This is a genomic window from uncultured Thiodictyon sp. (genome assembly GCF_903946935.1).
GTDB lineage: Bacteria > Pseudomonadota > Gammaproteobacteria > Chromatiales > Chromatiaceae > Thiodictyon.
The window spans coordinates 1-23633 of record NZ_CAJAXH010000260.1 but is presented as its reverse complement, the minus strand read 5'-3'; the positions used below and the strand labels follow the sequence as shown (position 1 = coordinate 23633).

Here is a 23633-nt window from a genome sequence, read left to right as displayed (position 1 = left end):
GTTCGGCAGAGCAGTAATCGCTCCAAGCCCTGTCAGGGGCTTGTCGATGCGGCTCGTTATGCGACTCTATGACGCCCTACATGTCGTCATAACATCATGTAATTTATAAATATGCCGACCTACTGAGATCCCAAAGAGCCACAAAAGACGTCTCACGCCAAGGCGCCAAGCTCGCCAAGAAAGACAAGAAAGACAAGAAAGAGAAGAGGATAGACCCAGGATCCAGATTATCCGCCGGGTGACTGGCGCAACGCTGAGTAAGGCACCGAACAACCTTGGCGAGCTTGGCACCTTGGCGTGAGAACGACCCTCTCCAGGTTTACGGACTCTCCTTCGTCCTCCCATCCACCGCACCCTCCACATTGCGGTCCCGCGCCGCCTTGGCGCGCTCGAAGACCTCGAGCAGATAATTGCCATCGCCTAAGCGGATCGCCTGGGCGAGGTCGGTCAGCTCGACGCTGAAGCGCCCGAGCACGGCGGAGAGTGCCTCGCGGTTGGCAATACAGATGTCCCGCCACATGACCGGCGATGAGGACGCAATACGGGTGAAGTCCCGAAAGCCCCCGGCGGCATAGCGAAAGATCTCGTCGGTCTCGTCCATACGCGCCAATGCGTCCACCAATCCGTAGGCAAGCATGTGGGGCAAATGGCTGGTGGCGGCCAGGACCTCATCGTGGTGGGCGACGCTCATCTGGCTAACCTCGGCCCCACAGGTGCGCCACATCGACTCGACCCGAGCCACCGCATCGGGGTCGGTCTCCGGCAATGGGGTGAGGATGACCCGGCGATTCTGGTAGAGGGTGGCGAATGAGGCATCCACCCCGCTACGCTCGGTCCCGGCTATGGGGTGACCCGGAACCAGGCGCGGCGGCGTGCGACCAAAGGCGGCCAGCGCATCCGCGACCACGCTGCCCTTAACGCTGCCGCCGTCGGTGAAGATGGCATCCGGGCGCAGCCTGTCTTTGATCGCGTTGAAGACCCCGCGCATGGCACCCAAAGGGACGGCCACAAACACCATGTCCGCCCCCGCCACCGCGCTCGCCGGGTCCTGATCGTAGCGGTCGATGACGCCGATCTCCACCGCGCGCTCCAGATTGGGTAGGGCGCGCCCGCAGCCGACCACCTCGCCGACCGCCCCCGCCTCACGTAAGGCACGGGCGAGCGAGCCGCCGATCAGGCCGACACCGATGATGGCCAATCGTTCAATCATCCCAGGGCACCCCTATTACATTCATTTGCGGCTAGACTTTCTTGCTGGCGTTAGGCCCTAAGAACCTCCTCAAGGGCGGCGATGCAGCGGGCGTTTTCCGCTTCCAGACCGATGGTGATACGCAGATGGTTGGGCAGGCCGTAATTGGCGACTGGGCGCACGATGACACCCAGGCGCAACAGGGCCTCATTGACCGGGGCCGCCATACGGCCCACATCGACGGCGATGAAGTTGCCCACCGAAGGGATATAGTCGAGACCCAAGCGCGCAAATGCCGCGGTGAGCTGGCGCATCCCGGCACGATTGAGCTCCACCGAAGCGCGCACATGCTCGCTGTCAGCGATGGCCGCAGCCGCCGCCGCCTGGGCCAGGCTGTTGACATTGAATGGCTGGCGCACCCGATTGAGCAGGTCCGCCACGCGCGGATCGCTCAGTGCATAACCGACCCGCAGGGCCGCCAGTCCATGGGCCTTGGAGAAGGTGCGGGTGACTATGAGATTCGGGTGGGAATCGAGCCAGCGGGTCGCGTCCGGGAAGTCCGGTTCACTGACATATTCGGTATAGGCCTCGTCGATCACCACCACGCAGGTCTTGGGCAGCGACCCGATGAAGGTGCGCAAGGGATCGGCGGCCAGCCAGGTGCCGGTCGGATTGTTGGGATTGGCAATCCAGACCACCCGGGTGCGCTCGGTCACCAGGGCGGCCATGGCCGCGAGGTCGTGACCATAGTCACGCGCCGGGGCCACCAGGGCGGTCGCACCCACCGCCTGGGTGGCAATAGGATAGACCGCGAAGGCGTGCGCCGAGAACACCGATTCGGTCCCAGGTTGCAGAAAGACCCGCGCCACGATGTCCAGCACGTCATTGGAGCCGTTACCGATGGTCACTGCCACCGGCGAGACCCCATGATGATCGGCGATGGCGCGACGCAACTCGAACCCGGCACCGTCCGGATAGCGCCCCAACTCATCAAGGCCCGCGGCAATAGCCGCCCGCGCCCGCGGACCGGGACCCAGTGGGTTCTCATTGGAGGCGAGCTTGATGGTGCCCGTGATACCCAACTCTCGTTCCAATTCAGCAACCGGTTTGCCGGGGACATAGGGGGTCAAACCGGCAATACCGGGGGCGGCGAGCGCGAGAAAGGGATTTTCTTGATTGGTCATGCACTGCGTCCGGACAGGCAGAGGGATTCACATCGAAAAACAGGTCTCGACTTTCGATACGATCCAATTCTTGAAGGCGGCCTCCGTCATGAAGATCACCACTAATCATTGATTTAAAGCATAGCGGGATTGCTACTGCAATCCCGCTTACAGCACGGCCACCGGATAGGAACCCAGCACCTTGAACAACAGCGAGGCGCGTTTGAGGTGTTCCAGCGCCGCCGCCACCTGGGGGTCGGCCCGGTGGCCGATGATGTCGATGAAGAAGACATAATCCCAGATTCCGCGGCGCGAGGGCCGGGACTCGATACGGGTCATGTCGATTCCATGCTCGGCCAAGGGCGACAGCAGTGTGTGCAGACCGCCCGAGGCATTGCGACAGGAGATCAGCAGGCTGGTCTTGTCCTGACCGCTGGGCGGGGCGTCCTTGGGGCCGATCACCAGAAAGCGGGTGGTATTGCCCGGTTCATCCTCGATGCGCTCGGCCAGCACCGTGAGGCCATAGATCTCGGCGGCCGGCAGCCCCGCCACCGCGGCACTGCCCGCCTCGCTGCTGGCCAGGCGCGCCGCCTCCGCATTGCTCCCCACCGCCACGCGCTCGGCGTGCGGCAGGTGCCGGTCCAGCCAACCCCGGCACTGGGCCAGCGACTGCTGGTGTGAATAAAGCGTATGAATGGACGCCGTCGCCGCCTCCCTGCTCATCAGATGATGATGAATGCGCAGGCTCACCTCTCCGGTAATCAGCAAGGGCGAGGCCAGGAACATATCCAGGGTATGACTGATCACACCCTCGGTGGAATTCTCCACCGGCACTACCCCATAGTCACAGGAGCCCGCCTCCACCTCGCGGAAGATCTCACCGATGGTGGCCATAGCGATGGTGCGCACCGAGTGCCCGAATTGTTTGTGCGCTGCCGCCTGGGTAAAGGTGCCCGCGGGCCCCAGATAGGCCGCCCTCATGGGCTGCTCCAGGGCCAGACAGGCGGACATGATCTCGCGGAAAAGCCGGGCCACCTCCTCGCTATCCAGGGGACCCGGGTTAAGTTCCTTGATCCGCCGCAGGATGGCGGCCTCCCGCTCCGGACGGTAATACTGGACCGACTCCTGCGGCGCCGCATCGCCACTCACCGTCCCGGCATTCTTGATACGTCCCACTTCCTGGGCGCAGCCGGCGCGCTCGCTGATCAGGCGCATGATCTCCATGTCGATGGAGTCGATGCGCCGTCGCACCTCGTGCAGTCGATCCTCGGGGCGGCCGGGCTGATCCATGGGATTGGTCCCTCAGTTATCGAGACGGCGCACGGAGAGGACCCCCGCGATGCCGCGCAACTGGGCGGCCGTCTCCTCCGGGCACGGCCGGTCGGTATCGATCAGGGTCACCGCCACGTCACCGCGGGAGCGGTTCAACATATCCAGGATGTTGAGCTTGGCGGCGGCCAGATCGGTCGAGATCTGCCCCACCATATTGGGTACGTTGCTGTTGACGATCGCCATCCTGAAGGCGTCATTGCGCGGCAGGTTGATCTCCGGGAAATTGACCGAATTGGCGACGTTACCGTCTTCCAGATAATCCCGCACCTGATCCGCAACCATGACCGCGCAGTTGTCCTCCGCCTCCGCGGTGGAGGCCCCCAGATGGGGCAGCGTCACCACCCGCGGGTGGTCCTTGAGCAGGTTGTTCGGGAAATCGCAGCAATAGGCATAGAGATGACCTGAGTCGAGCGCGGCCACCACCGCCTCATCGTCCAAAATGCCTTCGCGGGAAAAGTTCAACAGCACCGAACCCTTTTTCAGAATCTTCAAGCGGTCGGCGTTGATCATGTGCCGTGTCTCGTTGGTGAGCGGCACGTGGAAGGTGACGAAATCGGAGCGCGAGAGCAGATCGTCAATACTGAGCGCGGGTTGCACATCGCTCGACAACTGCCAGGCACGCGCAATGGTGATGGTCGGGTCATAGCCGACGACCTTCATCCCCAGGGAGCGGGCGGCATTGGCCACCTTCACGCCGATGGCCCCCAGGCCGATGACGCCCAGGGTGCGGCCCGGCAATTCAAAGCCGACGAAATTCTTCTTGCCTGACTCCACCGCCTTGCCGATGGCCGCGTCATCGCCGGCGAGGCCCCGGGCAAAGTGCCAGGCTTGGCCAATGTTGCGGGCGGCGATCAACATGCCGGCGACGACCAATTCCTTGACCGCGTTGGCATTGGCCCCCGGGGCATTGAAGACCACGATACCGCGGGCGGTCATGGCCGGGACCGGGATGTTGTTGGTACCGGCACCGGCGCGCCCAATGGCCTGCACCGAATCCGGGATGACCAGTTCGTGCATCTTGGCCGAGCGCACCAGGATCGCATCCGGATGGGCGATCTCGGAGGCCACCTCATAGCGGTCGCGCGGCAACCGGTCGAGCCCGGCCACGGAGATATTATTGAGCGTCTGGATCTTGAACATAGTCGACTCGTGGTCTGAGCGGGCGTCATTCCCGCTCAAGGGGGAAGAACGATTGTCCGCAAATGAACGCAAATAAACGCAAATAAGAGGAAGGCGGGGGTTTCATCCCCTGCCTCGCGCGGTCCGCAGACGCACAACCAACGCATTTCTTCTCTTCATTTGCGTTCATTTGCGTTCATTTGCGGACCGTTTTCTTCCTCAGCCGTGCGTGCGCTCGAATTCCTGCATGTAGGCCGCCAGGGCCTGCACCCCCGCCTCCGGCATCGCGTTATAGATGCTGGCGCGCATCCCGCCGACCGAACGGTGGCCCTTGAGTGTCGTCAGACCCGCCGCCTTGGCCCCCTTGAGAAAGGCGTCGTCCAGGTCCGCGCTGGGGAGCGTGAAGGGGACATTCATCCAGGAGCGCGATTCCGGGCTCACCGGGTTCCGATAGAAGCCGGAGGCGTCGATGGTGCTATAGAGCAGGTCGGCCTTGCGGCGATTGATCGTCGCCACCGCCTCCAGGCCGCCCAGGTCCTTCACCCACTGAAACACCAGCCCGGCCAGATACCAGGCATAGGTGGGCGGTGTGTTGTACATGGAGTCGTTGTCGGCGTGGATCTTGTAATCGAACATCGTAGGCGTACCGGCCAGGGGTTGGCCGATCAGGTCCTCGCGCACGATGACGATGGTGAGCCCGGCGGGGCCGATGTTCTTCTGCGCGCCGGCGTAGATCAGGCCATAGCGCGACACGTCGATCGGCCGCGACAGGAGCGTGGAGGACATATCCGCCACTAGGGGCGTGTCGCCACACTCAGGCAGATAGGGAAATTCCACGCCCTCAATGGTCTCGTTCGGGGTGAAATGGAGATAGGCCGCATCGGCGTTGAGCTTGAGCTCGGACTGGACCGGGGCACGGTTGAATTTCGTGTCCTCGGTGGTGGACGCCACGTTCACCCGACCGTAACGGCGCGCCTCGGAGATCGCCTTCTTGGACCAGGAACCGGTGTTCAGATAGTCCGCGCCCTCGGCCCCGCGCAACAGGTTCATCGGCACCATGGCGAACTGAGTGGAGGCCCCGCCCTGAAGGAACAGCACCTTGTAATTGGTCGGCACGCCGAGTAATTCGCGCAGATCGGCCTCGGCCTGGGCGGCAATCGCCATGTATTCCTTGCCGCGGTGGCTCATCTCCGCCACGCACATACCGCTGCCCTGCCAATCCAGCATCTCGTCCTGGGCCTTTCGCAGCACGGACTCGGGCAGCATGGCCGGACCGGCGCTGAAGTTATACACGCGTGACATGCTCAATCTCCGCTCAACTATCTGATTGTCGGCCCCGGATGCCCGGGGACTGGGCTTAATCCGCGGGCCTGTCGCCCGCCTCGTCGTCCCCGTCTTCGCCCGGCTCGCCGTCCGGTGCGTCTTCGTTGTTCAGCTCATCGTCCGGCGTTTCGCCCGCCGGATCGTCGTCATCGGTGGCCGCGGCGGCATTATCGCCCTCCAGGGCCACGACGCGCTCGACATAACGCAGTTTTTCCCCTGAGCCCAGGCTGATCAGCTTCACGCCCTGGGCGGGGCGGCCCACCACCGGGATCTGGTCGACCGGGGTGCGGATCAGGGTGCCGCCCTCGGTGATCAGCATGATCTCATCGCCCGGACGCACCAGCACCGCGCCCACCTGGGCACCGTTGCGCTCGCTGCCGGCGATGGCGATGACACCCTTGGTGCCGCGGCCCTTGGTGGGGAACTCGTCCACCGTGGTGCGCTTGCCATAGCCGTTTTCGGTCACGCACAGGATGGTACCGGGCTCCGGCACCACCAGCGCGATGACCCGCTGGCCCTCCTCCAGCATGACCCCGCGTACGCCATGGGCACCGCGACCCATCGCCCGCACATGGTCCTCGCTGAAGCGCACGGCCTTGCCGGCGGAGGTGAAGAGCATCAGATCCCGCGCGCCGTCGGTGATCGCCACGCCGACCAGGACCTCGTCCTCATGCAGGTCGATGGCGATGATGCCACGCGACAGCGGCCGCGAGAACTCGGTGAGCGGGGTCTTCTTCACGGTCCCGGCGCTCGTGACCATGAAGACGAACAGACCCTCCTCGTAGGCCCGCACCGGCAACACCGCGTTGATGCGCTCACCCTGCTCCAAGGGCAGCAGATTGACCATGGGACGCCCGCGGGCGCCGCGCCCGGCCTGGGGCAACTCGTAGACCTTGAGCCAGTAGACCCGGCCGCGGCTGGAGAAGCACAGGACCGTGTCGTGCGAGTTGGCCACGAAGATCCGGTCGATGAAGTCCTCCTCTTTGAAGGAGGTCGCGCTCTTGCCCTTGCCGCCGCGCCGCTGGGCCTGGTAGTCGCTGATCGGCTGGGCCTTGACGTAGCCCAGGTGCGACATGGTCACCACCACATCCTCGGGGGCGATCAGGTCCTCGAGCGTCAGATCGGTGTGGTCGACCATGATCTCGGTGCGCCGGGCGTCGCCGAACTGCTCGCGGATGGCCATGAGCTCCCCGCGGATCACCTCCATCAGGTGATCGGGGTCCGCGAGGATATAGAGCAGGGCGGCGATCTGCTCCAGGATCTGGCCGAACTCCTCCAGGATCCGCTCCTGCTCCAGTCCGGTGAGGCGTTGCAGCTGCAGGTCCAGGATCGCCTTGGCCTGGCGCTCGCTCAGGCGATAGGCGTCCGCGGTCAGCCCGAAGGCCGCGTCCAGTTCGTCCGGGCGGGTCTCATCGGCCCCCGCTCGCGCCAACATCCCGGTCACCGCCCCCGGCGGCCAGGTGCGGGCCATCAGGCCCTCGCGCGCCTCGGCGGGGCTGCCGGCGGCGCGGATCAGTGCGATCACCTCATCCAGGTTGGCCAGCGCAATGGCATAACCCTCCAAGATGTGGGCGCGCTCCCGGGCCTTGCGCAGTTGGAACAGGGTCCGGCGCGTCACCACATCGCGGCGATGGCGCAGGAAATACTCGATCATCTGCTTGAGGTTGAGCGTGCGCGGCTGGGCGTCCACCAGGGCGACCATGTTGATACCGAACACACTCTGCATGGCGGTATGCTGATACAGATTGTTCAGCAACACCTCGGAGTAGGCATCCTTCTTCAGCTCGATGACGATGCGCATGCCGTCCTTGTCGGACTCGTCGCGCAGCCCGTCGTGGGCGATGCCATCGATCTTTTTCTCCTTGACCAGGTCGGCGATGCGCTCCAGCAGCCTGGCCTTGTTGACCTGGTAGGGGAGCTCAGTGACGATGATCGACTCGCGCCCGTTGCGCTTCTGGGTCTCGAGCTCGGTACGGGCACGCATGACACAGCGCCCGCGCCCGGTGCGGTAGGCCTCGCGGATCCCGCGCACGCCGTTGATGATGCCCGCGGTCGGGAAGTCCGGGCCCGGCACCAGGACCATCAGGTCCTCGATGGTGGCCTCCGGGTTCTCGATCAGGGCCAGACAGGCGTCGATCACCTCCCGCAGGTTGTGGGGCGGGATGTTGGTCGCCATGCCGACCGCGATGCCGGAGGAGCCGTTGACCAGCAGGTTCGGGAAGCGCGCCGGCAGGACGGTGGGTTCCTGCTCGGTGTTGTCGTAGTTCGGGATGAAGTCGACCGTGTCCTTGTCCAGGTCGTCCAGCAGGGAATCGGCCATCCGCGTGAGGCGCACCTCCGTGTAGCGCATGGCCGCCGGCGGGTCCCCGTCCACCGAGCCGAAGTTGCCTTGCCCGTCCACCAGCAGGTAGCGCAAGGAGAAGGGCTGCGCCATGCGCACCATGGTGTCGTAGATGGCCGAGTCGCCGTGTGGGTGATACTTACCCATGACGTCACCGACCACGCGGGCCGACTTGCGGTGGGCGCGGTTCCAGACATTCCCCTGCTCGTTCATCGAGAAGAGCACCCGTCGATGCACTGGCTTCAAGCCATCGCGTACATCGGGCAGCGCCCGTCCTACGATCACGCTCATGGCGTAATCCAGGTAGGACTGGCGCATCTCGTCTTCCAGATTGATCAGGACAACTTCGCGGGCGAAATCGGACATGGGCTCAGATGGGCTTCCAGGCTGCGCAGGGGCCGCTGCGGGATTTTCCCCGAGCGACGGCTAGGGGGGTACGGATAAGGCCAGCGATTGTAGCACAAGGGCGAGGTTTGGCCCCAGCGGGGAAGCGAGCGAAGGGGGCAGGGACAAACCCGACGCCCGGTAAGGCGATATCCCGGGGTTACCGACCCGGCACGGGTCCGCCACAGTATCGCCGGGCATAGTGGAGGACCAACCACAAGCAGGGCAATGTCGCGCCCTACCCCTCTCCCGCGGCGACGAACGTCTCGGCGCGCCGCGCATCGGCGCCGCTTGCATCTCACCCTCACTTGCGGATATCCGTCAAAGACGTATTATTCACCTCATGTACACCGTCGTCGAAACCCCTCTGTTCTCGAAACTCTGGCCGTACTATTGGCACGAAGAGGAACGAGGAGCCTTCGCCGCATTCTTGGCCCAGCACCCCGAAGCCGGCGACGCGATTCCGGGCACGGACGGCCTGCGGAAAGTCCGTTGGAGCCGTGCCGGGTCCGGCAAATCCGGCGGGGTACGAATGATCTACTACACTCAGTTTGCCTCAGGGACGCTCATGCTGCTGGTGCTATATTCCAAGTCCGAACGGGGAAACCTGTCCGCCAAGCAACTTCTGGAGATCAGACATGCGATCGAACACACAACCCCTGACCGGTGAGGAGCTGGAGGCGTTTGAAGCAGGACGCAATCTCGGCGAAGACCTGCTCGAATCTATCCGCCAGATGAACGCTGGCCTGGGAACCGTGGTGTACTCCCCGATCATCGCCGCCCGCCAGCGCTCCGGCCTATCGCAGGCGCAGTTCGCCACGCTCCTGGGCGTCTCGGTGCGTACCCTGCAAGAATGGGAACAAGGACGGCGCCAGCCGAGCGGCGCTGCCAAGACCCTGTTCAAGGTGGCCGAACGGCATCCCGAGGTCCTGCGGGAACTGGCCGACGCATAAATGAAAACGGAAGCGATACATCGATTCGCAGTCGGGCTTTTGCTTGCGAACTTCTGTGGCCTGGTTGGCGCCCAATGCCTTACCCGATAGCCAGCGCTCCCAGGAGGCCCCAACCGACGATGACGCCCTAATCTCCGAGGCGGCAAAAGAGGGACCGGACGGCCAGATTCCCGGCACTCCGGAGCAGCAGAAAGCCTATCGGTTTCTCGAAAAGCAGCTCGCATCATCCGCGGAGGAACGCAAACAAGGCGCAACGAAGTCCCTGAATTTCGTGCATAACACGGTCTGTCACCTGCGCTGCACGTTCCGCTACCCTGGCCGTGGGCCGGAGCTTCAACTTATGCTTCCCGATGTCGCCTTACAATCGATCAAGGAAATGGGCGGCATGATTGCATTCAGCACGAGCGACGGCAATGCGCGTTTTTGGGCGAGGGAAGACGCAAGCGATTGGAAGAAGGTAAATGGGGGGGTGTCTTGGGAGCGGGGATCCCGAACGCACGGTAAAGGCATTTGTTTATCTCGCTAGGAGCTGCGGGGCGAAAGAGACACCATATTAGTAACCAGGTCGGGCTAGCACAGCCGACCTTGATCGTCGCTCCGGCTATTGTAAGGTCGAGGCTTTAGCCGGTCCGGCGTGCAGACAGCGCTGATTTCTATTGAATCGCGCGGAAACCGCCACCGGCTAAAGCCTCGACCCCCAGTGTAAACCTGGACGGGGTGGTGCGGGCGCCATGGCCGTTACTCGGGTACACGGCGCTCCCACGCTGGCTCGTGGGAACGCGAAGAAAGGGAGGCCTGCGGTCTAATTCAATCTCGCCAAGTCGCGATTACCCCAGCGACGCATCGACTCAGCGCTGCCACAGGCGCCCAACCCCGGGCCGTTGCTTGGGCTTGGCCGCGGCTTCGATGAAGTGCTCAACATATTGTTGATCGCTCCACATGATGTGATCGGTGAACCAGACCTCAAGGAAGTGCATCAACTCGAAACCGATGGTGGTCGTACCGCCATCTACCTTCTTCTGAAACTCCACCACCCGGCGAATCAACTGCTGGTGTTCGTCCTGGTGTGCCTTATAGCCCGGGTACTTGATGGCACGCATCAGGCCCTCCTCGGCCGGGACGTGGTTATTGGTGTAGTCGGCAAGCCTCACGAGCACATCGCCGACGACCTCCCGGCACTGGCGCGCTTGGATCGCCTCGTGCATCTCATTGACCATACCGACAAACAGCTTACGCTGATTGTCGATTTCGTCGATCCCCACGCTCAAGGCATTCGACCACTCGATGAACTGTTTCATGCTAACCTCCCGGGACCATGTGGCGCCGCGCACCGACGCCGGGTCATTATCGACGCGTTGACTCAATCTGGTCACCCTCGGCGGTCCGGCTGTCCTGTGTCCCAGGACCCGTGACTTTCCGTCCCTACCTCACGATAGGTTTGGCATTTGCTTGCTCATCACACAACCAGGCACTAACAACCGTGCCCAGCGCGCTCGTCCTCCTCGGTCGCCGTCTCGAAAGACGCTTTATGGAGGTCTCATAAGATAGTCTTCTTGTCCCTGACTTCAAGAACAATATTGTTAATTCTTCATTAAGATGTCCGCTTGTTACCTGCATCTTTAATTGAAAATATCTATAACAGCCTAAAGATGCATTTGCTTTACGACGATCTTGCCGAAGCGGTGCCGATCAAGCCAAGCGGTTTCATTCGATGACAAGGGGAATCAGGAGGCTGGCCAATCGCATCGGACCTTCCTAATATTCGGCGCACCTAATATTCGGCGCACCTAATATACAAGAAGCAGGAGCAAGGAGCGGGTTCCATTGCTGTTCAGACGATGGCTCACAATAGCCATCTGAAGGCGCCACGCTCACCAAAAAAATACAATATGGCAGATCCAGTATTCGGATCGCCCGCCGCGTGAACCGCCAAACCCCAAAGATTGACCAAAAACTCTTGGCGAGCCTGGGGCACTGGCGTGACCACAGGTCTCGACCAGACCAATCGCACCGCGTGACCCGGATCGCCGGCACCGGCCGCGGCACCACGCGCAATCCCAGGCGACCCCAAGGGCCGCAATCCGGTATCCTGAGCCCCCCACCCACCGCCCTCGCCTTGAACCCTTGACCATGACCCAGACGCTGTCGACCGCCGAACAGGCACTGCGCGAAGCCGCACTCGATTACCATCGCAGCCCGACCCGCGGCAAGATCTCAGTCACTCCCACGAAGCCGCTGTCGAACCAGCACGACCTCTCGCTGGCCTACTCGCCCGGCGTGGCGTACCCCTGTCTGGACATCCAGGCCGACCCGACGCTCGCGGCCGATTACACGTCGCGCGGGAACCTGGTGGGTGTGATCACCAATGGCACGGCCGTGCTGGGCCTGGGCGACATCGGCCCGCTGGCCGGCAAGCCGGTGATGGAGGGCAAGGGGTGCCTGTTCAAGAAATTCGCGGGCATCGACGTGTTCGATATCGAACTGGCGGAGCGCGACCCGGACAAGCTGGTGGAGATCATCGCCGCGCTCGAGCCGACGCTCGGCGGCATCAACCTGGAGGACATCAAGGCCCCGGAGTGCTTCTATATCGAGCGCGAACTGAGCCGGCGCATGAACATCCCGGTGTTCCATGACGATCAGCACGGCACGGCCATCATCTCCAGCGCGGCACTGCTCAATGGTCTGGAACTGGTCCGCAAGCCCATCGGCGCCGTTAAGCTGGCGGTCTCGGGCGCCGGCGCGGCGGCGCTCGCCTGTGTCGACGTGATGGTCGGCCTGGGCATTGCGCGCGAACACGTCTTCATGGCCGATTCCAAGGGCGTCATCTACCACGGCAGGCCCGGCGGGTTCGACGAATCCAAGGCCCGCTATGCGCAAGACACCGATGCACGCACCCTGGCCGATGTCGTGAAGGGCGCCGACGTCTTTCTGGGTTGCTCCGCCCCCGGGGTGCTGACCGTAGAGATGGTCAAGACCATGGCAGAGCGGCCCATTATCCTGGCCCTGGCCAACCCCGAGCCCGAGATCCGCCCCGAACTGGCCAAGGCCGCCCGACCCGATTGCATCATCGCCACCGGCCGCTCGGACTACCCGAACCAGGTCAACAATGTCCTGTGTTTCCCTTACATCTTCCGCGGCGCACTCGATTGCGGCGCCACCAAGATCACCCCCGAGATGAAGCTCGCCTGCGTGCGCCAGATTGCCGAGCTGGCCAAGAGCGAGACCAGCGATGAAGTGGCCGCCGCCTATGCCGGGCAGGACCTGACGTTTGGCCCCGAGTACCTGATCCCCAAGCCCTTCGACTCCCGCCTGATCCTGCGGATCGCCCCCGCCGTGGCCCAGGCCGCCGCCGACTCGGGGGTAGCCACCCGCCCCATTACCGACATGCAGGCGTACAAGGAAAGCCTGTCGCTCTTTGTCCACCAGACCGGGATGCTCATGCGTCCGGTGTTCAATGCCGCCAAGGCCCTGCCCGATGAGAAAAAGCGCGTCGCCTATGCCGACGGCGAGGACGAACGGGCGCTGCGCGCCGCCCAGATGGCGATCGACGAGCAGGTGGCCCGCCCCATCCTCATCGGACGCCCCGCGGTGATCAACGCCCGCATCGCGAAGGCTGGCCTGCGGATGCGACTCGGGGTCGATGTAGACCATGCCAATCCCGAAGACGACCCACGCTTCCGCCAATATTGGGAGTATTACCACCAGCGCATGAGCCGCAATGGCGGCAACCCGGATGAGTCGAAGGCCGCGGTGCGTCGCTCCAATACCCGCATCGCCGCGCTCATGGTCGCCCTGGGCGACGCCGACGCCATGATCTGCGGCATGGTGAGCACCTTCGAAATCCACCTCGAATGCATCCACAACATCATCGGCCAGCAGGCGGGCGTGAGCAATTATGCCGCGCTCAATGCCTTGATGACCGATCGCGGGCCGCTGTTCATTGCCGACACCTATGTCAATGAAGACCCCAGCGCGCAGCAGTTGGCCGAGATTGCCTGGATGGCGGTACAAGAGGTCCGGCGCTTCGGCCTGCCGGCCAAGGTGGCCTTTCTCTCACATTCCTGCTTCGGCTCGTCCAAGCGGGCGTCGGCCAAGAAGATGCGGCTGGCGCGCGATCTGTTCCTGGCCAGCCACCCGGACATCGATTGCGATGGCGAATTGCAGGGCGACGCCGCACTGGAAGAACATATCCGTAGCCGCTATCTCAGCGACTCCACCCTCAGCGGCTCGGCCAACCTGTTGATCTGCCCGAACCTCGATTCGGCCAATATCCTCTACAACGTACTCAAGACCACCATCAGCGGCGGGGTGACGGTCGGCCCAATCCTGATGGGCGCCGCGGCCACCGCCTACATCCTCACGCCCGCGGCCACGGTGCGGCGCCTGCTCAACATGACCGCCCTGGCGGTGGCGAGCGCGGCGGCGGGGCGCAGCTGACCATGAACCCGAAAAGACTCGCACTGTCGATCGCCGCGATCCCGCTCATGATCTATGCGTGGGCCTATGGCTCGGTCTGGTTCCAGACCCGCGAAAGCTTGAACCGCTTCGCCGCGGCGCTGGCGCCGATCGCCGATTTCGGCTATGGCAGTATCCATATCGGTCTAAGCGGAACGGTCGCGGTCAGCGACCTGATATTCTCACTGCGGCAAATCGAGGGCATCATCCGTATTGATCGCGTCGAGGTCAAAACACCCGGTATCGACTTCATACTGCATGGCACCAAGTCGCTGAACGAGGGCAAGATCCCGCAACGCCTGGGGCTCGCATTGACGGGCATTCGCATCCCGAGCGACGGGCCGCTGGGGGATCGGATCAACACGTTCGGCGGCCCAGACCGGCCCCGGCCCGACAACGGACTGGCCTGCGGCATCGCGACCATCGCACTGATGGAAGGCGCGCTCAAGTCGCTGCGGCCCACCCAGATCGTTACCGACGCCGCGGTACTGATGGAGTCCGGTGTGGGACCCGGCGCCCCCAAACTCCAACTCCAGTGGCGTCAGCACGGGTATGCCGCACTGGGTATCGAGCTGAGTTATCGCCAGGTCGGGGACATGTTGGCCAATCTGGGCGATCTGGCGGCCCTCGAAACGGTCATTGCAACCGCCACGCTGGACCAAACCTATGTCCGCGAAGCGCAACAACTCTGCGCCGAGAAAAGTCGGCTACAGATCGATGAGTTTGTGCCAGCCTTACTCACCCAAAACGACCGCGCCTATTTGCAAGACATCGGTCTGATTCCAGGTCGCGGGATTCGCTCCATCCTGCAAGGCTTCCTCGACGGCGATGAGATCAGGGCGCAGATCGCCGTACCGGAGGGATTCGCACCGGCCAGCATGAAGAAATATCGACCCGAGGACATCCCTCAGCTATTGGGTCTACAACTCGCACAGAACGGCAGCCCGATGACCGATCTCAGCTTTACCACGACACCGGCCCCTGAGCCACCCAAGCCGGCCGAGGTCCAGCCGCGCCGGCCCCAGGACGACCTGCCCGCCGAACTCACCTTCGCCAATCTGCCGCGCTGCCTGGACTGCCCGGTGTTGATTACGCTACGCGACGGGCGCGAGCGGCGCGGCACCGTCGATCGCACCACGAGCGGAATGCTCTATCTCAAGCAAATACTTCGTGAGGGCACGATCATCATGGAGATCGAGGCGAATGACATCAGCCGGATACGCCGCCTCAATGCGCAGCCGTAAACCTAAATCCGGCAGTTGCTCACGCCAAGACGCCAAGACGCCAAGAAGAAACAACGAGATGTGCGCAGCATCGGCATCACCCTGCGGGTGAGTCGCCGAACGCCAATAATGCTTGGAAAAACCTTGGCGAGCTTGGCGCCTTGGCGTGAGAACCGCTCTTTCTAGGGTGATAGGCCAAGTACGCGCCTCGCGGGGGGCAGCCATCCTTGGCCTGGATTCCGCGCCGAAGTCCCCGTCCGGCCTTAGGCGTTCTCCGGCACCATGGTAATGGCCCCGCACGGACACTCCGCGCTACAAATGCCGCACCCCTTGCAGTAATCGAAGTTGAACTCGAAGCGCATCCCGGGACCGAGCTTGATCACTGCATTGTCCGGACAGACCCCATAGCAATTGTCGCACTCGAAGCAGTTGCCGCAGGACAGACAACGCCGCGCCTCGAATAGCGCATTGGTCTCGTTGAGCCCACCGACCACCTCATCGAAGCTCGACTGACGCCGGATCAAGTCCAGGGTCGGCTGCACCGTCTTGGGCGCGTCTTCGTAATACCAGGTGTTGAGCTTCTCGAAGGTGGCCAACTCATGCTTGGGTGCCGGCGTATAGACCTCGCCGCGCAGCCAGGCGTCGATGTTGCGTGCCGCCTTCTTACCATGCCCGATCCCGACGGTGACGGTACGCTCAGACGGCACCATGTCGCCGCCGGCAAAGATGCCGGGACGGCCCGTCATCATGTTGGGGCCGACCTGCACCACGCCGCCCTCGACCTCCAACCCCGGCACGCCATTCAAGAGCGAAAGGTCCACGTCCTGCCCGAGTGCCAGCACCAGCGAGTCGGCCTCCAGGGTCTCGAATTCGCCGGTCGGCTGCGGGAAGCCGGTGGCGTCGAGCTCCATCCGCTCGACCGTGAGCGTGCCCTCGTCGGACATATTCTTGATGGTGGAGAGCCACTTGATCAGGATGCCCTCCTGCAGCGCCTCCTCCACCTCGAAGTCATGCGCGGGCATCTTCTCGCGGGTACGCCGATACACGATGATGGCGTCGGTGGCGCCCAGTCGCTTGGCGGTGCGCGCCACGTCGAGCGCCGTGTTGCCACCCCCATAGACCACCACGCGCCGCCCCAACATGGGCTTTTCTTCGTCTTCCATGCCGCGCAGCACCTGCATGGCGTCGAGCAACTTGGCGGCCCCGCCGGCCGGGATATAGGCGCGCTTGGCGATGTGTGCGCCAACCGCCAGGAAGGCCGCGTCGAACCCGCCGGCCTGCATGGACGCCTCGATATTCTCGACCTTGGTGTTGAGCTCAAGCGTCACACCGAGGTCCAGAATCCGCTGCACCTCCGCCTCCAGCACATCGCGCGGCAGGCGGTATTTGGGGATACCGAAGCGCATCATGCCGCCCGCCAGTGGACCGGCCTCGTGGATGGTCACCTGATGACCCAAGCGCGCCAGGTGGTAGGCGGCGGACAGCCCGGACGGGCCGGCGCCCACCACCAGCACCCGCTTGCCGGAGGCCGTGGCCGGCGGCGCGAACTTCCAGCCGAGTTTGATCGCCTGGTCGCCCAGGAAGCGCTCGACCGAGTTGATGCCGACCGACTGATCGAGCTCGCCGCGGTTGCATTTGCTCTCGCAGGGGTGATAACAGACCCGCCCCATCACGGCGGGCATGGGGTTGTCCTGAGTCAGTACGCGCCACGCCTGTTCATAGTCACCGGACTCGGCATGGTAGAGCCACCCCTGGATGTTCTCGCCGGCCGGACAGGCGTTGTTGCAGGGCGGCAGCCGATCGCCATAGCGCGGGCGGTAGGTACGCCAGGAGCCGGTCTTATTGGCCAGCGAGGAGCCGACGTCGAGTGTGATTGCAAAGGGTTTTTCCATTACTCAGCTCCTGCGGCGGCAGCCGCATCGACGAGCCCGAAACGCCGGATATTGCGATCCGCCAGGGCCTGAATCTGGGCGATGGCCGCGGTATTGACCGCCGGCGAGAACAGATGCGCAAAGCGCCGTTGCGGCTTCAGATAGTCCTCGACCGGCCGTTGCTTGCGGATCTTGGACACCGCGGTCAACTCGCCGTGCTCCGCCTCGATCACCGGGAAGATGCCGGTCTCCTTGGCCAGCCGGGCGATGGCAATCGTCTGATCGGAACGGGTCCCCCAGCCCAGCGGACAGGGCACGAACACATGGATATAGCGGGCGCCGCGGATCTCCATGGCCCGCCGCACCTTGGCCTCCAGGTCGCGCAGCTCGGAGACGATCGCGGTGGCCACATAGGGGATCTCGTGCGCCATGGCGATCAGCGGCAGGCTCTTGCCCTGACCGAACACATTGCCGGGCGCCGGCCCGACCGCCGGGGTGGTGGCGGTGCGCGCCGCCCCGGGCGTGGCCGAGGAGCGCTGCACCCCGGTGTTCATATAGGCCTCGTTGTCGTAGCAGATATAGAGCACATCGTCGTTGCGCTCGAACATCCCCGACAGACAGCCGAAACCGATATCGGTGGTGCCGCCGTCGCCGCCCTGGGCGACCACCCGGACCTCGCTGCGCCCCTTCACCCGCAGCGCCGCGGCGATCCCGGTGGCGACCGCGGCGGTGTTGCCGAACAGCGAGTGGATCCAGGGGATCTGCCAGGAGGTCTCCGGATAGGGTGTCGAGAACACCTCCAGACAACCGGTGGCATTGGCCGCGATCAACTGGTTGTCGCACGCCTGCATGGCGGCATCGATGGCATAGCGCGCACCGAGCGCCTCACCGCACCCCTGACAGGCACGGTGGCCGGAGTTGAGCGAGTTAGTGCGGCGCATATCCGCCTGCACCGAGCGTTGCGAGGGATCGAGCAGACGGTTGCCGACGGTGTGGGTGCCGGTCTGATAGAACTTGATCACTGTAGCGGTCATGGTGAATCCCCCCTCAACCGACGCGGGCGGCCACGACACCCAGGTCGCGCAGCAGATTTTCGGCGATCGGACCGGAGCGGCGCGTCAGTCGCTCACGCTCCAACTCCCGGTTGACGGCCTGATGGTCCAGATCGAGGAAGGTCAGCGCCTCGAGCTCATCCGCCATCGCGCTCAGGAACAACTGGCGCAGCGAGGCCTTGGTGATGGCGCGCCCACCGAGCCCGGCCACCACCGCATAGATCGGATGCGGATGCTCGCGCATCGCGGTGCGCACATCGCGCGACACGATACCGCCGACGCCCACCGCGAAACACTTCTCCACCACCACCACGCGCTCCACATGGCTCACCGCATCGCCGATGGCGGCGGTCGGGAAGGGACGGAAGGAGGTGATGCCGAGCACACCGATCTTGTGTCCCGCCTCACGCAGGTCGTCGATGGTGTCCTTGATCGTGCCGAGCACCGAACCCAGGGCCACCACCACGGTCTGCGCATCCTCCAGGCGATAGGTGCGGATCAGCCCGCCCGAATCCCGGCCGAACTGCTGGCGGAACTCGGCCGCCAGTTGCGGGATCCGGTCCAGTGCCTGCATCTGCTTGGCATGCGCCAGATAGCGCACCTCGGTGAAGGCCTCCGGGCCCACCATGGCCCCGATCGAGACCGGCTCGCGCGGATCGAGCACCTGCCGCGGCTCGTAGGGGGGCAGATAGGCGTCCACCTGCTCTTGGGTGGGGATATCCACCCCCTCATAGGCATGGGTCAGAATGAAACCGTCCATGCAGACCATGATCGGCAGCGAGAGCTCCTCGGCCAGGCGGAAGGCCTGGATGTGCAGGTCGGCCGCCTCCTGGTTGTTCTCGGCGAAGAGTTGGAGCCAGCCCGCATCGCGCATCGACATCGCGTCGGTGTGGTCGTTCCAGATGTTGATCGGCGCGCCGATCGAGCGATTGGCGAGCGTCATCACGATCGGCAGGCCCAACCCGGAGGCATTCCAGACCGCCTCGGCCATAAACAGCAGGCCTTGGCTGGCGGTCGCCGTGTAGGAACGGGCGCCGGCCGCGGATGCGCCGATGGCCACCGACATGGCGGCGAATTCGGACTCGACGTTAATGAATTCACAGTGTTGCAGGGTGCCGTCGCGGACCATCTCGCTCAAGCCTTCGACGATATGCGTCTGGGGCGAGATCGGGTAGGCGCAGATCACCTCCGGGCGGCACAGGGCCACGGTCGCGGCGACCGCGTGGGAGCCTTCACATTGCTTCAGCACGGTCGTAGTCCTCCTTCTCTTTTTTCACATAGTCGTAGGCCGCGCTGGCGGCGGCGATGTTGCCGGCGGCAATCTTGCCGGAGAATTTATCCTTGATGGCCGCGTGGACCGACTCCAGCGAGACCGCCCCGCTCATGGCCGCGAAACCGGCGAGCAGGATGGCATTGGGCAGCGGGCGCCCAATGTGTTCCATGGCGATCTCGGTGGCCGGAACCGTACACAAACGTGCATGGTGCCAGCCGCCGAAACGCTCGCTGATACCCAGATCGTCGAAGTTTTTCTTGGAGTTGATGAGTACGAAGCCATCCGGCACCAGCCCGCTGAAGACATCCACCTGGTGGAGCAAGGTGGGGTCCTGGATGATGAGCCCGTCGGGCTGCATAATGGGCTCGCGCAGCCGGATCTCACGATCGGAGATACGACAGAAGGCGACGACGGGTGCGCCGGTGCGCTCGGAGCCGAAGCTCGGAAACGCCTGGGCGTGTTTGCCTTCCAAAAAGGCGGCGATGGAGAGCATCTCCGCGCCTGTAACGCAGCCTTGGCCGCCGCGACCGTGGATGCGGACCTGAAACATCACGATGGTGTCCTCCTCGATTACGTTTTTTATGTGAGAAATTCCCCGGCATTATGTAGCAACCGGACAGCGCATTTGCATCTTAAATTTCCTGGGCGGGCCCACCGCCCCAGCCGGGGCGGCACTGACCCGCTTAGACCCTTGTAAGGTAAGCCATGAACAGCAACGCAGGGATGGCGCGCCCCCCCGGGGACGCACCAAGACAGACCATCCTGATCGTCGACGACACGCCGCAAAACCTGACGCTGCTGGGTGAGTTGCTGCTGCCGCTGTATCGTGTGCGCGCGGCCAACTCGGGCGAGCGCGCCCTGCGCGCGGCCGCCGCCCAAGCGCCGGACCTGATCCTGCTCGACGTGATGATGCCCGGGATGGACGGCTACGAGGTGCTTGAGCGCCTGCGCGCGGACCCGGCAACCCAGGCGATCCCGGTCATCTTTGTCACCGCCATGGACAGCTCCGAAAACGAGGAACACGGTTTGGCGGCCGGCGCGGTGGACTACATCACCAAGCCGATCAACCCGGCCATCACGCTCGCCCGCGTCCACACCCATCTGGAACTCAAACAGGCGCGCGACCGTCTGTCAGACCAGAATCGGTGGCTGGAGCGCGAGGTGGCGCGGCGCTTGAGCGAGAACCTGCTGATCCAGGACCTCAGCGTGCGGGCGCTGGCCTGTCTGGGCGAGGCCCGCGACAACGAGACCGGCCAGCACATCGTCCGCACCCAGGCCTATGTCGAGATCCTCGCCCGCTACCTGGCCCCAGACCCCCGCTACCGCGAGGCCCTGGCCGGCACCCGACTGGGCATGATCGTGACGGCCGCACCGCTGCATGACATCGGCAAGGTGGGCGTACCGGACGCCACGTTGCTCAAACCGGGCCGTCTCACCGCCGAGGAATTCGCGATCATGAAGCTGCACCCCACCATCGGGGCCAACGCCATCGACAAGGCGATGCACCAGGCCTTGGCCGCGGCGGACGATGCCGCCGCCGAGCAGGCCGTCGGCGCCTTCGCCTTCCTCGAGGTCGCCCGCGAGATCTCGTTGAACCACCATGAAAAATGGGACGGCAGCGGCTACCCGACGGGGCTCGCCGGGGAGGCCATCCCGGTCTCGGCCCGGCTGATGGCGCTCGCCGACGCGTTCGACGCACTGATGACGCGGCGCGTCTACAAACCCCCGATGAGCCTCACGCAGACCATCCAGATCATCCGCGAGGGGCGCGGCACCCATTTCGACCCCGCGGTGGTCGACGCCTTCATGGCCTGCCGCGACCAGTTCGCCGAGATCGCCGCCCGCTATGTCGATCCCGAGCGGCAGCCAAGCGCGTGAGCCAAAGAATTCCTTCAGTCCGCAAATGAACGCAAATGAACGCAAATAAGAAAAATATTTCAATGCACCACTTGGGTCGACCAGCAGACACCGCGCGCTGGTTTGTCCTGACAGCTATCCGAGGAACGATCTACACCGCGCTTCCGATCTTGGCCGCGTTCGCCACGGCATCGTCACTGGCGGCCGAGCCGAACGCCGCGCCCGCGCCCGCGCCCAGCTTCAACGAAATCCCCGCCACGCGCGCGACGCTCGATCAATTGCGCGCCGGCGGCTTCGTCCTGTATCTGCGCCACGGCCAGACGGACAACTCACATCCCGACCGGGTGCCGAGCGTCGATCTGAATGACTGCGCCACCCAACGCCCGCTGACCGCGGCGGGGCGCGCCGTCTCGGCCCAGGTCGGTGAGGCGCTGCGCCGCGCGCGCGTCCCCATCGGCGAGGTCCGCGTCAGCCCCCTGTGCCGCGCCAAGGACAGCGCGGCCGCGCTCCTCGGCCCAGGACGGCCCTATAGCGTGGATCCCGACCTCATGTATGTCGCCAATCTGACCTCAGCGCAGAAGGCGCCGATCCTCGCCAACACCCGCCGGCTCCTGGCCGCCCCGCCCCCCCCGGGGACCAACCGGCTGCTGGTCGCGCACGCGCCCAATCTGATGGAGCTGATCGGCTATTACCCCAAGGAATCGACACTGGTCATCTTCCTCCCGCGGGGCGACGCCGCCTTCGACTATGTCGCCAGCATCCCGCCCAGCCTCTGGCCCGCGCTGCTGCCCTGACCGCGATGCGCCAGCGCCCAACCAAGGTCTCGCCGGTCCTGTGGTTATATTTTCTGCCCGTGGCACTGGTCGCGCTGGCGGCGACCGGCCTCAATCTGGTCTCACTCTATAGCCTGCGGGCCAGCCAAACAGCGGCCAGCCTGGAGCAGGGCCGCGACCTCAGCGGCATCGCCGCCAGCGCCCACTTCAACCGGGAAATCGCCGCGCTGCAGACCCTGGTCGGCACGACGCTGGAACAGGCGGGCGCGGGTCAACTCGACGCCGGCCGGATCTACCGCCTCCATACCCAGGTCGTCGACCAGCTCGCGTTACTCGAACAGCAATTGGCGACGCTGCCGGGGTCTCACATCGACGACCTTGACCGCACCGGTGCCAAAGCGGACTTCGACGCCTATCGCCGCTTCATCACCCAGGCGACCGACCTGGCGGCCATCGACCCGGCGGGGGCCTTGCGGCATACCTATCAGGCCGCCAACCGCTATGTGGCACTCGCCGAACATACCCATCGGATGACGGCCGGCTTTGCCGCTGCCGCCGCCAGTCACAGCGCCGCCCTGACCCGCGCCGTCGATCGCGAGGTCATGCGCACCGTCGCCGGCAGCCCCGCGCTACTGATCGCACTGCTCCTGTTATGGTTGGGCGTCAGCCGCCGCCTGACGACCCGCCTGTCCAGCATCGCCATGGCCCTGCAACGACTCGCCGCCGGGGAGGTCGAGTCCCCGGCGCTAGCGGCGGTCCAGACCATCAGCCAGACCGCGGGCAGTGTCTTGCGTGACATTGCGCACTCGGTACTCGCCTTCCGCGACACCCTGCTCGCGCAGCGCAGCGCCGCCGCCGCCCAGGCCGACGACCGGGCGCTGATGAATGCCATCATCGAGGAGGCCCCCTACGCGATTGAACTGGTCGACCCCGAGACGCTGCGTTATATCCGCGTCAACACGGCCAGTTGCCGCATGCTCGGCTATACGCGCGAGCAACAGTTGGCGCTGACGCTCACGCAGGTCCAGGAAGGCCTGCCGCCGGCCGAGATCGCCGCGGTGATGCGCGAGGCGGCGGCCACCCCGGTCGGCGCCCAGTTCGAGAACCGCCACCGGCGCCGGAACGGCAGCCTGTTCGACGTCCGGGTCAGCGTGCGCATGATCCGCCAGGGCGGGCGCGACTATCTGCTAGTACCGCAGGATGAAAGTGCTCGGACCATGTCAAGCTAGGCTGCCAACGGCTTGCCTTGGTAGGTCCAGCGGAATGGTTTGGCCATTGTCTTGTTGAAATAGTCGATGAAGTTTTTGATTTTCTGGCAAAGGTCG

Annotated in this window: 19 protein-coding genes and 1 riboswitch; of the genes, 8 read left to right on the top strand and 11 right to left on the bottom strand. The window is 64.2% G+C overall.

Annotated features, from left to right (window positions below; all coding sequences use genetic code 11):
- Positions 1 to 319: 319 nt before the first annotated feature.
- The 6 genes from QZX93_RS23195 to gyrA all read right to left on the bottom strand — a co-directional run bounded on the left by QZX93_RS23195 (position 320) and on the right by gyrA (position 8833).
- The gene (locus QZX93_RS23195; RefSeq protein ID WP_295384839.1) at positions 320 to 1210 is read right to left on the bottom strand and encodes a prephenate dehydrogenase/arogenate dehydrogenase family protein; all 891 of its coding nucleotides are present in this window, start codon (positions 1208 to 1210) and stop codon (positions 320 to 322) included.
- Between the two features lie 50 nt (positions 1211 to 1260).
- Positions 1261 to 2373 carry a histidinol-phosphate transaminase gene (hisC, locus tag QZX93_RS23190; protein WP_295384842.1) on the bottom strand — a complete coding sequence of 371 codons (1113 nt, stop codon included), beginning with the start codon at positions 2371 to 2373 and terminating at the stop codon, positions 1261 to 1263.
- 147 nt (positions 2374 to 2520) lie between these two features.
- Positions 2521 to 3642: a prephenate dehydratase gene (gene pheA / locus QZX93_RS23185; RefSeq protein WP_295384845.1), complete on the bottom strand. Its 1122-nt coding sequence runs from the start codon at positions 3640 to 3642 to the stop codon at positions 2521 to 2523.
- Between the two features lie 12 nt (positions 3643 to 3654).
- Positions 3655 to 4824 carry a 3-phosphoglycerate dehydrogenase family protein gene (locus QZX93_RS23180; RefSeq protein WP_295384848.1) on the bottom strand — a complete coding sequence of 390 codons (1170 nt, stop codon included), beginning with the start codon at positions 4822 to 4824 and terminating at the stop codon, positions 3655 to 3657.
- A gap of 198 nt (positions 4825 to 5022) precedes the next feature.
- Positions 5023 to 6105, bottom strand: coding sequence for a 3-phosphoserine/phosphohydroxythreonine transaminase (serC, locus tag QZX93_RS23175; protein ID WP_295384851.1), 1083 nt, complete (start codon positions 6103 to 6105; stop codon positions 5023 to 5025).
- Positions 6106 to 6160: 55 nt separating this feature from the next.
- Positions 6161 to 8833, bottom strand: a complete 2673-nt coding sequence (gene gyrA / locus QZX93_RS23170; protein ID WP_295384853.1) for a DNA gyrase subunit A — start codon at positions 8831 to 8833, stop codon at positions 6161 to 6163.
- A 361-nt stretch (positions 8834 to 9194) separates the two neighbouring features.
- Here gyrA and QZX93_RS23165 point away from each other — a divergent pair, with 361 nt between their 5' ends.
- From QZX93_RS23165 to QZX93_RS23155, 3 genes are all read left to right on the top strand, one after another.
- Positions 9195 to 9521 carry a transcriptional regulator gene (locus QZX93_RS23165; protein ID WP_295384855.1) on the top strand — a complete coding sequence of 109 codons (327 nt, stop codon included), beginning with the start codon at positions 9195 to 9197 and terminating at the stop codon, positions 9519 to 9521.
- On the top strand, positions 9490 to 9804 hold the full coding sequence (locus QZX93_RS23160; protein ID WP_295384858.1) for a helix-turn-helix domain-containing protein: 315 nt from the start codon (positions 9490 to 9492) through the stop codon (positions 9802 to 9804). Before QZX93_RS23165 ends, QZX93_RS23160 begins: the two co-directional genes overlap by 32 nt.
- Before the next feature lie 64 nt (positions 9805 to 9868).
- Positions 9869 to 10330 carry a hypothetical protein gene (locus QZX93_RS23155; RefSeq protein WP_295384861.1) on the top strand — a complete coding sequence of 154 codons (462 nt, stop codon included), beginning with the start codon at positions 9869 to 9871 and terminating at the stop codon, positions 10328 to 10330.
- Between the two features lie 322 nt (positions 10331 to 10652).
- On the opposite strand, the gene QZX93_RS23150 is transcribed toward QZX93_RS23155, so the two are convergent.
- A complete protein-coding gene (locus QZX93_RS23150) occupies positions 10653 to 11102 on the bottom strand; it encodes a bacteriohemerythrin (RefSeq protein WP_295384863.1) in 450 nt (149 codons plus the stop codon).
- A 76-nt stretch (positions 11103 to 11178) separates the two neighbouring features.
- Positions 11179 to 11257, bottom strand: a riboswitch (cyclic di-GMP riboswitch).
- Between the two features lie 677 nt (positions 11258 to 11934).
- Between QZX93_RS23150 and QZX93_RS23145 the strand changes: the two genes are divergently transcribed.
- Together QZX93_RS23145 and QZX93_RS23140 are read left to right on the top strand one after the other, a co-directional pair.
- Positions 11935 to 14241 carry an NADP-dependent malic enzyme gene (locus QZX93_RS23145; protein WP_295384866.1) on the top strand — a complete coding sequence of 769 codons (2307 nt, stop codon included), beginning with the start codon at positions 11935 to 11937 and terminating at the stop codon, positions 14239 to 14241.
- A 2-nt stretch (positions 14242 to 14243) separates the two neighbouring features.
- Positions 14244 to 15503, top strand: coding sequence for a hypothetical protein (locus QZX93_RS23140; protein ID WP_295384868.1), 1260 nt, complete (start codon positions 14244 to 14246; stop codon positions 15501 to 15503).
- A gap of 242 nt (positions 15504 to 15745) precedes the next feature.
- Here QZX93_RS23140 and QZX93_RS23135 read toward each other — a convergent pair whose 3' ends face one another.
- Genes QZX93_RS23135 through QZX93_RS23120 form a run of 4 tightly spaced genes read right to left on the bottom strand, consistent with a single transcriptional unit; the run spans position 15746 to position 20228 of the window.
- Entirely contained in the window at positions 15746 to 17374 is a 1629-nt protein-coding gene (locus QZX93_RS23135; RefSeq protein ID WP_295384870.1) for an NAD(P)-binding protein, read from the bottom strand.
- Entirely contained in the window at positions 17374 to 18387 is a 1014-nt protein-coding gene (locus tag QZX93_RS23130; RefSeq protein WP_295384872.1) for a thiamine pyrophosphate-dependent enzyme, read from the bottom strand. Before QZX93_RS23130 ends, QZX93_RS23135 begins: the two co-directional genes overlap by 1 nt.
- A 13-nt stretch (positions 18388 to 18400) precedes the next feature.
- The gene (locus QZX93_RS23125) at positions 18401 to 19654 is read right to left on the bottom strand and encodes a transketolase C-terminal domain-containing protein (protein ID WP_295384874.1); all 1254 of its coding nucleotides are present in this window, start codon (positions 19652 to 19654) and stop codon (positions 18401 to 18403) included.
- Complete coding sequence (locus QZX93_RS23120) at positions 19638 to 20228, bottom strand: 2-oxoacid:acceptor oxidoreductase family protein (protein ID WP_295384882.1); 591 nt, start codon at positions 20226 to 20228, stop codon at positions 19638 to 19640. The genes QZX93_RS23125 and QZX93_RS23120 overlap by 17 nt, the downstream gene beginning before the upstream one ends.
- Positions 20229 to 20383: 155 nt before the next feature.
- On the opposite strand from QZX93_RS23120, the gene QZX93_RS23115 reads away from it, so the two are divergent.
- The 3 genes from QZX93_RS23115 to QZX93_RS23105 all read left to right on the top strand — a co-directional run bounded on the left by QZX93_RS23115 (position 20384) and on the right by QZX93_RS23105 (position 23537).
- On the top strand, positions 20384 to 21556 hold the full coding sequence (locus QZX93_RS23115; RefSeq protein ID WP_295384876.1) for a two-component system response regulator: 1173 nt from the start codon (positions 20384 to 20386) through the stop codon (positions 21554 to 21556).
- 149 nt (positions 21557 to 21705) lie between these two features.
- A complete protein-coding gene (locus tag QZX93_RS23110; protein WP_295394967.1) occupies positions 21706 to 22329 on the top strand; it encodes a histidine phosphatase family protein in 624 nt (207 codons plus the stop codon).
- A 5-nt stretch (positions 22330 to 22334) separates the two neighbouring features.
- Positions 22335 to 23537, top strand: a complete 1203-nt coding sequence (locus QZX93_RS23105) for a PAS domain-containing protein (RefSeq protein ID WP_295384880.1) — start codon at positions 22335 to 22337, stop codon at positions 23535 to 23537.
- The last annotated feature ends 96 nt before the right edge of the window (positions 23538 to 23633 follow it).